The organism is Streptomyces sp. NPDC006487, from assembly GCF_042870555.1.
GTDB lineage: Bacteria > Actinomycetota > Actinomycetes > Streptomycetales > Streptomycetaceae > Streptomyces.
In genome coordinates, this window is record NZ_JBIAHN010000012.1 from 180,764 (window position 1) to 193,835 (window position 13,072).

A 13,072-nucleotide genomic window follows, 5' to 3' on the forward strand; every position below is an offset into this window, starting at 1 on the left:
CACAGCGGACCGATCAGGCGGCCATCAGGTCGCACACGAAGATCAGCGTCTCGCCCGGCTTGATGGCACCGCCGGCGCCACGGTCGCCGTACGCCAAGTGGGCCGGGATCGTCAGCTTGCGACGGCCGCCGACCTTCATGCCCTGGACACCCTGGTCCCATCCGGAGATGACCTGGCCGACACCGAGCTGGAACTGCAGCGGCGCGCCGCGGCCCCAGGAAGCGTCGAACTCCTCGCCGGAGGAGAAGGCCACGCCCACGTAGTGGACGGAGACGCGGGAACCCGCCTTGGCCTCGGCACCCTCGCCGACCCAGATGTCCTCGATGACGAGGTCGGCCGGGACCGGGCCCTCGGGGAAGTCGATCTCGGGCTTCTCGAGCTTGTCGCTCACGGAACTGCTCCTCAAAAACTTACGAACAGGGGGACAACCTGGACAGTCTTACACCACGGCGAGGATGTCGAGGCTGAAGACCAGCGTCGAGTTGGCCGGGATGGATCCCTGCTCCTTGTCACCGAAACCCTGGTCCGCCGGGATGACCAGCAGGATGCGGCTGCCGGCCTTCTTGCCGACGATGCCGTCCTTCAGACCCTTGACCTGAAGCTCCGCGAGCGGCCACGTCACCGTCGTGTCGGTGCCGTACGTGCTCTCGAACGTCTTGTCGTCCTTCCACGTCTTGCCGTTGAACTTGACGACGACGCTGTCGGTGTCCTTCACGACCGCGCCGTCGCTCTCCAGGACGTAGTTCGACACCAGCTTCGCCGGCGGCGTGCCGTCCTTCGGAACGGTCACGGAGACTTCCTTGCCGTCCGTGTTCGTACCGACCTTCGGCAGGGCGGCGTCCGTCTGCGGGACCTCCTTGCCCTTGGCCGAAACCGGGACGGAGGTGCCCTTGACGATGTCCACGACGAAGACCAGCGTGGCGTTCGCCTTGATCTTCTCGCCCGAGCCCTGCTCGCCGTAACCGAGGTCCGGCGGAATCACGAGCTCCAGCCGGCTGCCGACCTTCTTGCCCTCCAGGCCCTGGTCCCAGCCCTTGATGACCTGACCCGCACCGATGGTCACGTCGAACGGCTTGCCCTTGCCGAAGCTCTGGTCGAACGGCTCCTTGCCGTCCCAGACCTGGCCGAGGTAGTTGACCTGGGCGATGTCGCCCTTCTTCAGCGCCGGGCCGTCACCCTCGCTGATGGTCACCACCTTCAGTTCCTTCGGCGGGTTGCCCGACCCCTTCGACAGGGTGGGGGTCTCCCCGAACTTGGCGCCCTTCGTGATCGCGGGCGCCCCGTTCTTCATCTCGGCGGAGTCGGAGCCGCTGTCGCCACAGGCCGCTGTCGACAGCAGCAGAAGGGGTACGACAAGCAGGCCGGCAAGTCGGCGCACGTGTTCCTCAGATCTCAGACGGCACATAGGTCGTCGCCACTCTAAGGCGTGGACAGGGCCCCGTACGAGATCCGTACGAGGCCCTGGCCAAGATCAGTGCGATGTCACACGACGCCAATCAGCGCCCCGTATGCCCTCACATCCCCGCGATCAGCTTCTCCACCCGGTCGTCCACCGACCGGAACGGGTCCTTGCACAGCACCGTGCGCTGCGCCTGGTCGTTCAGCTTCAGATGCACCCAGTCGACCGTGAAGTCCCGCCGCTGCTCCTGCGCACGACGGATGAAGTCACCCCGCAGCCTCGCCCTCGTCGTCTGCGGAGGCACCGACTTGCCCTCGAAGATCTTCAGGTCGTTGCAGATCCGCGCCGCCTGCCCCTTGCGCTCCAGCAGGTAGTACAGCCCGCGCCTGCGGTGGATGTCGTGATACGCGAGGTCTATCTGAGCCACCCGCGGATTCGACATCGTCATGTTGTGCTTCGCCCGGTACCGCTCGATCAGCTGGTACTTCATCACCCAGTCGATCTCGGTCCCGATCCGGTCCAGATCCTCCGCGTCGATCGCGTCCAGCGTCCGGCCCCACAGCTCCAGCACCTGGTCCACGACACCCGTACGGATGCCCCGGCGCTCCGCGAAGTCCACGGCCTTGTCGTAGTACTCCCGCTGGATCTCCAGCGCGGAGGCCTCCCGCCCGCTCGCCAGCCGCACCTTGCGCTGACCCGTGATGTCGTGACTGACCTCCCGGATCGCCCGGATCGGGTTCTCCAGCGTCAGGTCCCGCATCACCGTGCCCGCCTCGATCATGCGCAGCACCAGATCGGTCGCCCCGACCTTCAGCAGCATGGTCGTCTCGGACATGTTCGAGTCGCCCACGATCACGTGCAGACGCCGGTAACGCTCCGCGTCCGCGTGCGGCTCGTCCCGCGTGTTGATGATCGGCCGCGAACGCGTCGTGGCCGAACTGACACCCTCCCAGATGTGCTCGGCCCGCTGACTCACGCAGTAGACCGCACCCCGCGGCGTCTGCAGCACCTTCCCCGCACCACAGATCAGCTGCCGCGTGACGAGGAACGGGATCAGAATGTCCGCCAGCCGGGAGAATTCCCCGTGCCGGGCCACCAGGTAGTTCTCATGGCAGCCGTACGAGTTTCCCGCCGAGTCGGTGTTGTTCTTGAACAGATAGACGTCGCCCGCGATTCCCTCCTCGTGCAGGCGGCGTTCGGCGTCGACGAGCAGGCCCTCGAGAATGCGCTCGCCGGCCTTGTCGTGGGTGACCAGTTCGATCAGGTTGTCGCATTCGGGAGTTGCATACTCCGGATGCGAACCCACGTCGAGGTAGAGGCGGGCGCCGTTCCGCAGGAAGACATTGCTACTGCGGCCCCATGACACAACACGGCGGAAGAGGTAGCGCGCCACTTCGTCAGGAGACAGTCGGCGCTGTCCCCTGAACGTGCACGTGACGCCGTACTCGTTCTCCAGCCCGAAAATGCGGCGGTCCATGACTGAACATTACGCCTTCTGCTCTGTTCTGAAACCGAGTTCGCAGGCGCCGTTTCGATCATTTTCCCGAGAGGCCACCCCACCACCCACCCGCCGGCCCGCCCACCGCCCGACCACCGCGCACCCACCAGCCCGCCTAAGCCCCCGTCACGGAAGCCTCCGCAGAGCCCTCCAACGGCCCCGCCGAACCCGCCGCCGACCCCCCGGCCACCGACCCCGGCGCCGAACCCGCCACCGCACGGCTCGCACCCGGACGCGCCAGCACCCGCTGAGTCACCGTCAGCACCAGCAACGCGGCGAACCCCGCCACACTCGCCACCGCGAAACCCGCCGCCGTGCCCCCCGCCTCCACCGCAGGACCCGCCGCCGCCGTACCGATCGCCGCACCCACCCCGAAGAACGTCACCAGCCACGAGAACGCCTCCGTCACCGTGCCCGCCGGAGCATGCCGGTCCACCACGATGAACGCACACGCCAGAGCCGGAGCCAGGAACACCCCCGCCAGCGCCGCGAACCCCGTCATCGCCACCACACCCGGCACCAGCATCAACGGCAGATAACACACCGCCAGCAACGCCAGCAGCAACCAGAGCCGCCGCTCCGGCGCCCCCACCCACTGCCTCGCCCCGTACAGCACACCACCGAACAGCGCGCCCAGACCCAGAGCCGCCATCAGCCAGCCGTACACCGCCTGACCACCGTGCTCATCCGCGTACGCCACACCCGCCACCGTGATCGACCCCAGCGCCGTCCCCACGAAGAAGAACGCCCCCAGCAACGCCAGCAGACCCCGCGAACGCAGCGCCCCCAGCCAGTGCGCCTCCCGCGGCTCCGAACGCCACGTACGCGAAGGCTCCGACACCACGACCGACAGCGCCCCCAGCACCCCGATCCCGTTGAGCACCAGCAGCGCCACCGCCGGATCCCACAGCGCCACGCACAGCGTCACCAGCAGCGGCCCCACCGTGAACATGACCTCCTGAGCCACCGCGTCCATCGCGTACGCCGCATGGACCCGCTCCTCCTTGCCACCCAGCACGCTCGGCCACAACGCCCGCAGCCCGCCCTCCAGCGGCGGCGTGAACAGCCCCGCGACCACCACCGCCGCGTACGCCACCACCACCGACCCCGTACCGGCCAGCGCCAGCCACACCATGCCCAGCGCCGACACCACAGCCGCCGGCAACTGCACCCGCGGCTGCCCGAACAGATCCACCGCCCGACCCAGCAACGGCTGCCCCACCGCGTTCGACACCCCGTACGCGGCCGCCAGCGCTCCCGCCAGGCTGTAGCTGCCCCCCTCCGCCCGGGTGAACAGCACGATCGCGATCGGCCCCGTCCCGTTCGGCAGCCGGCCTATGAGCGTGCCCACCAGCAGCCTCGCGGCATGCCGGGTCCTGAGCAGCTCCGCGTAACCCGCGGCCATGTCCGCCCCCTCTTCCGCCCGGACCCAGCCCGGAACAACCCAAGTAATACGTATAACGTGACCGGTTATACGTACCATGACCACAGTCGGACGGTCCACCCACCCGACCCCCACACCCCCCGCGACCTCGCACTACAGGAGCACCGTGTGACGAGACCCACCAGCCGCGACGTGGCCACCGCCGCCGGAGTCTCCCAGGCCACCGTCTCCCTCGTCCTCGGCGACAAATGGCGCGGCCGCGTCTCCGAACGCACCGCCGACCACGTCCGCCACACCGCCACCGAACTCGGCTACCGCCCCAACCTCGCCGCCCGCAACCTCCGCCTCGGATCCACCCGCACCGCCCTCCTCGTCGTCCCCGCCCTCACCAACGAATTCTTCGCCCGCGTCTACACCGGCGCCGCCCGCATCGCCGCCGAACACGGCTTCGGCGTCGTCCTCTACCCCTCCCCCGACGGCACCGGCCCCGCCCGCAACCCCTTCGCCTCCGCCCGCGCCGCCCTCGACGGAGTCATCGCCTCCTCCATGGCCGCCGACGCCCTCCACGCCCTCGGCGGCGACGCACTCCCCCTCGTCATGCTCGACAGCGACCCCACCGCCGACACCGCACACGCCCACGTCAACCTCGCCATCGCCGACGGCATGCGCCAAACCGCCCAACACCTCCTCACCCACGGCCACCACCGCTTCCTCCACCTCGCCTCCGCCATCGACTCCTGGACCTTCGACGTCCGCGCGGCCGCCCTGGCCGCCCACCTGCCGCCCACCACCGAGCTGCGCACCGTACGGGCCCACCTCAGCGTGGAAGCCGCCCGTACGGCCATGGAGAGCGTCCTGGACACCCCCGCGGACCGCCGCCCCACCGCCGTCGTCTGCGACGACGACATCCTCGCCGCCGGCGCCTGCAAAGCCGCCCGCCGCCTCGGCCTGCGCATCCCCGAAGACCTCTCCGTCACCGGCTTCGACGACCTCGCCCTCGCCACCGCCATCGAACCGGAACTCACCACCGTCCACCTCCCCGCCGAACGCGTCGGCGAAGAGGGCATGACCGCCCTCCTCGCCGTCCTCGAGGGCAGCCCGGGCAGCCTCCGCCCCCCGGTCGACATCCCGGTCCACCTCGTCGTCCGCGACTCCACGGGACCGGCACCGACCACCTGAGTCCCCGGTCCCCGGGAACGCGAAAGCGCCCCCGGCCCAAAGGCCAGGGGCGCTCACCCGCTCCGTACTCGTCCTACTCGGCTTCCTCTTCGGGAGTCTCGTCGTTCGACACGGCATCCGCCTGAGCCGCCGCCGGAACGTCAGCCTCCAGCAGCCGCGACAGCTGCCGGCCACGGATCCGCTTGAACTTGCGCTGCTGGGCCCGCGTACGGTCCAGCACCGCCACCTCCAGCCGCTCCGCCGGAATCGACTTGTCCGTACCGTTCGCCTGGCTCGACAGCGCCTGCACCGCCAGCTTCAGCGCCTCGGACAGGGTCATCCCGTCCTGGTGCCGCTGATCGAGGTAGGTACTGATCTGCTCGGCGTTGCCACCCACGGCAACGGACCCGTGCTCGTCGACGATCGACCCGTCGTGCGGCAGCCGGTAGATCTGGTCACCCGCGGCGGTCGCACCGACCTCCGCCACCACCAGCTCCACCTCGTACGGCTTCTCCCCCGCACTCGAGAAGATCGTGCCGAGCGTCTGCGCGTAGACGTTCGCCAGCCCACGGGCCGTCACATCGTCACGGTCGTAGGTGTATCCACGCAGATCGGCGTACCGCACACCGCCGATGCGCAGGTTCTCGTACTCGTTGTACTTGCCGGCGGCCGCGAAGCCGATCCGGTCGTAGATCTCGCTGAACTTGTGCAGCGCGCGGGACGGGTTCTCACCGACGAACACGATGCCGTCGGCGTACTGGATCACAACAAGGCTGCGACCGCGGGCGATGCCCTTGCGGGCGTATTCCGCCCGGTCGGCCATGGCCTGCTGGGGTGACACATAGAACGGAGTCGACACCGGCTTTCCGTCCCTTTCTTCTGGACGACGAGGAGGTCAGAGGTCAGAGCAGGGCGGCGCGCGGACCGTCGGGCTGCTCCAGCCGACGGTTCGTGATCTTGCGGGCCAGCTCCGAGGACTCCTCGTCGGTCAGCCTGCGGAATCCCTCGTCGGTCATGACGGTGACGATGGGGTAGATGTGGCGGTAGAGGTCCGGACCGCCGGTGGCCGAGTCGTCGTCGGCGGCGTCGTACAACGCCTGCACGACGAGCGTCGTGGCCTCCTCCTCCGTCAGCTTCGAGTGGTACAGCTTCTTCATCGACCCGCGGGCGAAGATCGAGCCGGACCCGGTCGCGGCGTACCCGTGCTCCTCGGAGCGGCCGCCGGTCACGTCGTAGGAGAAGATCCGGCCCCGCTCCTTGGCCTCGTCGTACCCCGCGAAGAGCGGGACCACGGCGAGCCCCTGCATGGCCATCCCCAGATTGCTCCGGATCATGGTCGACAGCCGGTTCGCCTTACCTTCGAGACTGAGGGTCGCCCCCTCGACCTTCTCGAAGTGCTCCAGCTCCAGCTGGAACAGCTTCACCATCTCCACGGCCAGACCGGCGGTGCCGGCGATGCCGACGGCGGAGTACTCGTCCGCCGGGAACACCTTCTCGATGTCCCGCTGCGCGATCATGTTCCCCATGGTCGCCCGCCGGTCACCGGCGAGGACCACCCCGCCGGGGAAGGTGGCGGCCACGATGGTCGTCCCGTGCGGCGCCTCGATGACCCCGTCGGGCAGCTTCCGGTTGCCCGGGAGCATCTCGGGCTGGTGAGCCCCGAGGAAGTCCATGAAGGACGACGACCCCGGCGTCAGGAAGGCTGCCGGTAGACGCCCTGTGCTACGAGTGTTGGGTTCCACAGGTTTCCTTCCACGTAAGCGGCTGCACGCCTCAAGACGTCCGGCCGATCCTTGAGTTGCCCGATTCCTGCGTTGCAGCCGAAGCAAAGTACGCCTCGGACCTTACCCGTCCGGTGATCGTGATCAACATGCTCCGCCGGAGCCTCTTGGCAGATCACGCAGACCCCGCCCTGGGCGGCGATCATCTCGTCGCGTTCGGCCTCGGTAATGCCGTAGTGCCGCTTGAAGTACGAGGCCCGGTTCCGCTGGGCACGACATTCACGGCAGTAGCTGGCCCAGCCGTCCGAGCTCGTCTTGTTCTGCTCCCACTCGGAGTGGGATTTGATCTCCCCGCATTGGGGACAACGCTTGTGGCCCGACGGTACGGGGATCTTCTCCCGTACCGTCCGCCCCTTCGCTTCCTGCCGCTGTTTGTAGTGGTCAGCCTGGCACTCACGGCAGTACGCCTGAAAGCCGTCCCGCATCGCGCGATTACTCGCGAAAGCCTCGAATGGTTGAACACGCTTACAGCGCGAGCAACGCTTCATTCCTTCAGGCGGCGCCTCGGCCACACAACCCCCCGCACCTTCGATTCGAAGGCTTAGCTAAGCCGGGACCTTCACTCGCCACCCTTTTGCACGAACGACCGCACGAAATCCTCGGCGTTCTCCTCCAAGACATCGTCAATCTCGTCAAGTACCGAGTCGACGTCGTCGGAGAGCTTTTCCTGTCGCTCCTTGAGGTCGGTCGATTCTTCGACCGCGGCCTCCTCGACCTCCTCGGTCGAGCGCTGCGCCTTCTGCTGTCCGCCGCCGGTGTCCTTGGTCGCCATGTCTAGCTCACCCCGCTCGGTTCGCACGCTCACGTGAAAGACCCCGCGAATTCGGGATCCCTCAAGATCAGACTCTACGTCGGACCCTACAAGGAGGGCCCGACATCCGTCCCGGTACTTTCATAACGTCCGGGTGTCTTCATGATTCCCGGGCCGGAGGCCTTTCAGCCCCCGCCCCACCTACCGGAAAGGGCTACCGCCCCGACAGCACCCGGACCAGGTCCTCCGCCGTGCGGCAGCGGTCCAGGAGCTCCTTCACGTGGGCACGCGTGCCCCGCAGGGGTTCCAGGGTCGGGACCCGCTGGAGGGAGTCGTGGCCCGGCAGGTCGAAGATCACCGAGTCCCACGAGGCCGCCGCCACGTCGTCCGCGTACTGCTCCAGGCACCGCCCCCGGAAGTACGCCCGGGTGTCCTCCGGCGGCTTGCTCTGCGCCCGGTCCACCGCCGGCTCCTCCAGCAGCCGCTTCATCTTGCCGCGGGCCACCAGGCGGTTGTAGAGCCCCTTCTCGGGCCGTACGTCCGCGTACTGGAGGTCCACCAGGTGGAGACGGGCCGCGTCCCATTCGAGGCCGTCCCGGCGCCGGTAGCCCTCGAGGATCTCCCGCTTCGCGATCCAGTCGAGCTCCCCCGACAGGCTCATCGGGTCGGTTTCCAGCCGGCCCAGTACGTCCTCCCAGCGGGCCAGCACATCCTTGGTCTGCTCGTCCGCGTCGGAGCCGAAACGCTCCTCCACGTACTTCCTGGCCAGCTCGTAGTACTCCATCTGGAGCTGTACGGCGGTCAGCGTCCGCCCGCTGCGCAGCGTGATCAGGTGCTGCAGGTCGGGGTCGTGGGAGACCTGGTGGAGGGTGCGTACGGGCTGGTCCACGGCGAGGTCGACGTTGATGTAGCCGTCTTCGATCATGGACAGGACCAGGGCGGTGGTGCCGAGTTTGAGGTAGGTGGAGATCTCGGAGAGGTTGGCGTCGCCGATGATCACGTGGAGCCGGCGGTACTTCTCGGCGTCCGAGTGCGGCTCGTCCCGGGTGTTGATGATGGGGCGCTTGAGGGTGGTCTCCAGGCCGACCTCGACTTCGAAGTAGTCGGCGCGCTGGCTGATCTGGAAGCCGTGTTCCCGGCCGTCCTGGCCGATGCCGACGCGGCCTGCGCCGGTGAAGACGAGGCGGGAGACGAAGAAGGGGGTGAGGTGGCGCACGATGTCCGAGAAGGGGGTTTCCCGCTTCATCAGGTAGTTCTCGTGCGTGCCGTAGGAGGCGCCCTTGTTGTCGGTGTTGTTCTTGTAGAGGTGGATGGGCTGGGCCCCGGGGAGCTGGGCGGCCCTGACAGCCGCTTCGGCCATGATCCGCTCGCCGGCCTTGTCCCAGAGGACGGCGTCGAGCGGGTTGGTGATCTCCGGGGAGCTGTATTCGGGGTGTGCGTGGTCGACGTAGAGGCGTGCGCCGTTGGTGAGGATGACATTGGCGAGGCCGATGTCCTCGTCGGTGAGCTGGCTGTTGTCGGCGGCCTCGCGGGCGAGGTCGAAGCCGCGGGCGTCCCGCAGCGGGTTCTCTTCCTCGAAGTCCCAGCGGGCGCGTCGCGCCCGGTGCATCGCCGCCGCGTAGGCGTTGACGATCTGGGACGAGGTGAGCATGGCATTGGCGTTCGGGTGCCCCGGGACGGAGATCCCGTACTCCGTCTCGATCCCCATTACTCGCCGTACGGTCATGCGGCCCTCCTTGCCCGGCGGCGCTCCCGTTCGGGAGCGGCGCTCAAGTACCGCTGGTGCTCCGGTGCGTCGTGTGCGGTGCCCGTCCCCGCACTGCGCGACCTGCGGTATGGAAGAGCCTAGAACCACTCCGCGCTGGTGGGGAGATCATTTCAGTCATTGACTTTGCCCTGTCACCGGCTGAAAAGAACGTTTGGTAAAGCAGTCGGCTGCGGGTGCCCTTGCCGGGCGCCCGCAGCCGGCCCGCTTTGTCAGAGGTACTGACCGGTGTTGGCCACCGTGTCGATGGAGCGTCCGGTGTCCGCGCCTTGCTTTCCGGTGACGAGGGTTCGGATGAATACGATCCGCTCGCCCTTCTTTCCGGAGATTCGGGCCCAGTCGTCGGGGTTGGTGGTGTTGGGCAGGTCTTCGTTCTCCTTGAACTCGTCCACGCAAGCCTGGAGGAGGTGGGCGACGCGAAGGCCCTTCTGGTTGTGCTCGAGGAAGGCCTTGATGGCCATCTTCTTCGCACGGTCCACGATGTTCTGGATCATCGCGCCCGAGTTGAAGTCCTTGAAGTAGAGGACTTCCTTGTCGCCGTTGGCGTACGTGACCTCGAGGAAGCGGTTCTCCTCGGTTTCGGCGTACATCTGCTCGACGACGGTCTGGATCATGCTGTGGACGGTTTCCGCGGTGGATCCCTGGTGCTCGCCGAGGTCGTCGGTGTGCAGGGGCAGGGTGGCCTTGAGGTACTTCGCGAAGATGTCCTTGGCGGCCTCGGCGCCGGGGCGCTCGATCTTGATCTTCACGTCGAGCCGGCCGGGGCGCAGGATGGCCGGGTCGATCATGTCCTCGCGGTTGGAGGCGCCGATGACGATGACGTTCTCCAGGCCTTCCACGCCGTCGATCTCGGCGAGCAGCTGGGGGACGATGGTGTTCTCCACGTCCGAGCTGACTCCGGATCCGCGGGTGCGGAAGAGGGATTCCATCTCGTCGAAGAAGACGATGACGGGGGTGCCCTCGCTCGCCTTCTCCCTCGCACGCTGGAAGACGAGGCGGATGTGCCGCTCGGTCTCGCCGACGTACTTGTTGAGGAGTTCGGGGCCCTTGATGTTCAGGAAGTAGGACTTCCCGGTGGGCTGGCCGGTGACCTCGGCGACCTTCTTGGCAAGGGAGTTGGCCACGGCCTTGGCGATGAGCGTCTTGCCACAGCCGGGAGGGCCGTAGAGCAGGATGCCCTTCGGGGGCCGCAGTTCGTGTTCCTTGAAGAGGTCGGGGTAGAGGTAGGGGAGCTCGACGGCGTCGCGGATCAGTTCGATCTGGTCGCCCAGGCCGCCGATCTTGTCGTAGTCGATGTCCGGGACCTCTTCGAGGACGAGGTCTTCGACCTCGCTCTTGGGGACGATCTCGTAGACGTAGCCGGAGCGGGGTTCGAGCAGCAGGGAGTCGCCGGGGCGGATGGTGACGTCCAGGAGCGGCTCGGCGAGCCTCACCACCCTTTCCTCGTCGGTGTGCCCGACCACCAGGGCGCGCTCGCCGTCCTCGAGGATTTCCTTGAGGGTGACGATGTCCCCGGCCCGCTCGTACTCCATGGCCTCGACCACGTTGAGGGCCTCGTTGAGCATGACCTCCTGGCCGCGCCGGAGGTCTTCCGGTTCGACGCTGGGGCTCACGTTCACTCGGAGCTTTCGGCCGCCGGTGAAGATGTCGACGGTTCCGTCTTCGTTGGACTGCAGGAAGACTCCGAAGCCGGCCGGCGGCTGTGCGAGCCGGTCGACTTCTTCTTTGAGGGCCACGATCTGGTCGCGGGCCTCGCGCAGGGTGTTCGCCAGCCGCTCGTTCTGTGCGGAGACGCCTGCCAGGTTTGTCTGGAGCTCGACGATCCGCTCTTCGAGAATCCTCGTGTGTCGCGGAGAGTCGGCGAGCTTACGTCGCAGGACGGCGATTTCCTGCTCGAGATAGGCAACCTGGCCGGCGGGGTCCTCAGACCCTCGCCCGGGCCGGATGCCGCGGTTGATGTCGTCGTCGTGGGCTGCCACGGTCCTCACCTCCTCCAAGGGGAGCTGGACGCTTTCTGACCCTACCTGGGCTGGTGGTGATTGAAACCCCTAGATCACAAAGACGGTAGGGGTGTGTCCGATCTTCACCCTTGCGTACTCCCTCCCGTCAAGGAAATACCCACCCATCAAACTCGGGAAGCGGCCGGTTGTAAGGTCGAACTGTTCAACACCCGTCCGAGCTCGTGCGACTTGCCGCGAGTATGCGACCGGGATGGATCACTCGAGGCAGGGAACGGCAGGAGATATGACCGTGCAGCAGGAGGTTTCCGCGGGGGGTTCCGGCGTGGCCGGAGAGCCGCTCGAGGTCTGGATCGACCAGGACCTCTGCACTGGCGACGGCATCTGTGTGCAGTACGCACCGGAGGTGTTCGAGCTGGACATCGATGGTCTGGCGTACGTGAAGAGCCCTGCCGACGAGTTGCTCGTGGAGGCGGGGGCGACCACTCCGGTTCCGCTGGTTCTGCTTCAGGACGTGGTGGATTCCGCGAAGGAATGTCCCGGGGATTGCATCCACGTAAGGCGGGTTTCGGACAGGGTGGAAGTCTTCGGTCCCGACGCGGAGTGACGGTTCAAACTCCTGTGGGGGTCGGATCCGTAAGCTCCTGGCGGAATTTTCCGCCGGTCCAGCGCCACTTCGCGAGCTGTTCTGTGTCGGGGCTGTAGCGGGGCACTTCGGGCGAGGAGTACCCGAGGAGCTTCGCGGTGACGAGTCCGTCGCGGACGGTGAGCTCGGTGGCGGTCTGCATGCGGGCGGCTTCGAGCAGTGTGGCGACGACGCGGGGGTTCGCGGTTTTCGCGGGGGCCTGGGCGAGGACGTAGATGGCGTGCGGCGGGGTGCCGGAGCCGGCGTCGCAGCGGACGGCCGCGACGGTTTCGGGGCGTCCGTCGCCGTCGAGGTCGCCTTCGGCGGTGGCCGTGACGGCTTGTGGGGCGCCCTTGCAGTCCAGCGGGTACGCGGCTGCGTGCGCGTCGGGGGCGGCTGCCTGGGGGCCGCTCACGGGCTTCTCGGGGCTCGTGGTGCGTGCGGGGTCCGCGGAGGCTCCGGTGGCCGGGTCGGGCTGCAGGAGTCCGGCGCCGGCTATGACGGCGGCCAGGGCCGAGGCCGTGGCGAGCCAGTGGACGGGCCGGGCCCGGTGGTGCGCCGGGGCGGGGGTGCTCGGCGCCGGCTCGGCGGGGCTGTGCGGCACGCGGGGTGTCTCCTGTGCGAAGGGTGACGGGGAGCCAGCATCGTGCCACACCTCACATCGGGGTGGAACGGGTGGGTCCGGGCCGGCCGGGGCGCTCGCGCGGGGCCGTCCCGTGGGACAACGAAAAGACGCTGTGGCGCAGTTCCCGG

At 67.7% G+C, this 13,072-nt stretch carries 13 protein-coding genes; 2 read left to right on the forward strand and 11 right to left on the reverse strand.

The window, feature by feature from the left end:
• Positions 1 to 13: 13 nt before the first annotated feature.
• The 4 genes from ACFYM0_RS22410 to ACFYM0_RS22425 all read right to left on the reverse strand — a co-directional run bounded on the left by ACFYM0_RS22410 (position 14) and on the right by ACFYM0_RS22425 (position 4,302).
• The gene (locus tag ACFYM0_RS22410; RefSeq protein ID WP_327251900.1) at positions 14 to 391 is read right to left on the reverse strand and encodes an FKBP-type peptidyl-prolyl cis-trans isomerase; all 378 of its coding nucleotides are present in this window, start codon (positions 389 to 391) and stop codon (positions 14 to 16) included.
• Between the two features lie 48 nt (positions 392 to 439).
• Positions 440 to 1,378 carry an FKBP-type peptidyl-prolyl cis-trans isomerase gene (locus ACFYM0_RS22415; protein ID WP_388503971.1) on the reverse strand — a complete coding sequence of 313 codons (939 nt, stop codon included), beginning with the start codon at positions 1,376 to 1,378 and terminating at the stop codon, positions 440 to 442.
• A 136-nt stretch (positions 1,379 to 1,514) separates the two neighbouring features.
• Entirely contained in the window at positions 1,515 to 2,876 is a 1,362-nt protein-coding gene (gene pafA / locus ACFYM0_RS22420) for a Pup--protein ligase (RefSeq protein WP_053678744.1), read from the reverse strand.
• A 136-nt stretch (positions 2,877 to 3,012) separates the two neighbouring features.
• A complete protein-coding gene (locus tag ACFYM0_RS22425; RefSeq protein ID WP_388503975.1) occupies positions 3,013 to 4,302 on the reverse strand; it encodes an MFS transporter in 1,290 nt (429 codons plus the stop codon).
• Between the two features lie 147 nt (positions 4,303 to 4,449).
• Here ACFYM0_RS22425 and ACFYM0_RS22430 point away from each other — a divergent pair, with 147 nt between their 5' ends.
• A complete protein-coding gene (locus ACFYM0_RS22430; protein WP_388503978.1) occupies positions 4,450 to 5,460 on the forward strand; it encodes a LacI family DNA-binding transcriptional regulator in 1,011 nt (336 codons plus the stop codon).
• 73 nt (positions 5,461 to 5,533) lie between these two features.
• On the opposite strand, the gene prcA is transcribed toward ACFYM0_RS22430, so the two are convergent.
• The 6 genes from prcA to arc form a co-directional block, all read right to left on the reverse strand.
• Positions 5,534 to 6,298: a proteasome subunit alpha gene (gene prcA, locus ACFYM0_RS22435; protein WP_250740361.1), complete on the reverse strand. Its 765-nt coding sequence runs from the start codon at positions 6,296 to 6,298 to the stop codon at positions 5,534 to 5,536.
• Positions 6,299 to 6,341: 43 nt separating this feature from the next.
• Positions 6,342 to 7,181: a proteasome subunit beta gene (gene prcB / locus ACFYM0_RS22440; protein ID WP_243334024.1), complete on the reverse strand. Its 840-nt coding sequence runs from the start codon at positions 7,179 to 7,181 to the stop codon at positions 6,342 to 6,344.
• Positions 7,133 to 7,708 (reverse strand): endonuclease VII domain-containing protein, encoded by a 576-nt coding sequence (locus ACFYM0_RS22445; RefSeq protein ID WP_388504253.1) that lies wholly within the window; start codon positions 7,706 to 7,708, stop codon positions 7,133 to 7,135. The genes prcB and ACFYM0_RS22445 overlap by 49 nt, the downstream gene beginning before the upstream one ends.
• Positions 7,709 to 7,779: 71 nt before the next feature.
• Positions 7,780 to 7,992, reverse strand: coding sequence for a ubiquitin-like protein Pup (locus tag ACFYM0_RS22450; protein ID WP_030294332.1), 213 nt, complete (start codon positions 7,990 to 7,992; stop codon positions 7,780 to 7,782).
• Positions 7,993 to 8,185: 193 nt separating this feature from the next.
• Complete coding sequence (gene dop / locus ACFYM0_RS22455; protein WP_327251907.1) at positions 8,186 to 9,697, reverse strand: depupylase/deamidase Dop; 1,512 nt, start codon at positions 9,695 to 9,697, stop codon at positions 8,186 to 8,188.
• A 251-nt stretch (positions 9,698 to 9,948) separates the two neighbouring features.
• Positions 9,949 to 11,715 (reverse strand): proteasome ATPase, encoded by a 1,767-nt coding sequence (gene arc, locus ACFYM0_RS22460; protein ID WP_385373510.1) that lies wholly within the window; start codon positions 11,713 to 11,715, stop codon positions 9,949 to 9,951.
• Between the two features lie 265 nt (positions 11,716 to 11,980).
• On the opposite strand from arc, the gene ACFYM0_RS22465 reads away from it, so the two are divergent.
• Positions 11,981 to 12,301 (forward strand): ferredoxin, encoded by a 321-nt coding sequence (locus ACFYM0_RS22465; RefSeq protein WP_266910134.1) that lies wholly within the window; start codon positions 11,981 to 11,983, stop codon positions 12,299 to 12,301.
• 4 nt (positions 12,302 to 12,305) lie between these two features.
• Here the strand turns inward: ACFYM0_RS22465 and ACFYM0_RS22470 are convergent, their stop codons facing one another.
• Entirely contained in the window at positions 12,306 to 12,923 is a 618-nt protein-coding gene (locus ACFYM0_RS22470) for a hypothetical protein (protein ID WP_388503984.1), read from the reverse strand.
• Between the last annotated feature and the right edge of the window lie 149 nt (positions 12,924 to 13,072).

Excerpts from the sequence above, each read along its gene's own strand:
- ACFYM0_RS22445 (WP_388504253.1), bottom strand. The coding sequence starts at position 7,708 with ATGAAGCGTTGCTCGCGCTGTAAGCGTGTTCAACCATTCGAGGCTTTC.
- pafA (WP_053678744.1), bottom strand. The coding sequence starts at position 2,876 with ATGGACCGCCGCATTTTCGGGCTGGAGAACGAGTACGGCGTCACGTGC.
- ACFYM0_RS22450 (WP_030294332.1), bottom strand. The coding sequence starts at position 7,992 with ATGGCGACCAAGGACACCGGCGGCGGACAGCAGAAGGCGCAGCGCTCG.
- ACFYM0_RS22465 (WP_266910134.1), top strand. The coding sequence starts at position 11,981 with ATGACCGTGCAGCAGGAGGTTTCCGCGGGGGGTTCCGGCGTGGCCGGA.
- dop (WP_327251907.1), bottom strand. The coding sequence starts at position 9,697 with ATGACCGTACGGCGAGTAATGGGGATCGAGACGGAGTACGGGATCTCC.
- ACFYM0_RS22425 (WP_388503975.1), bottom strand. The coding sequence starts at position 4,302 with ATGGCCGCGGGTTACGCGGAGCTGCTCAGGACCCGGCATGCCGCGAGG.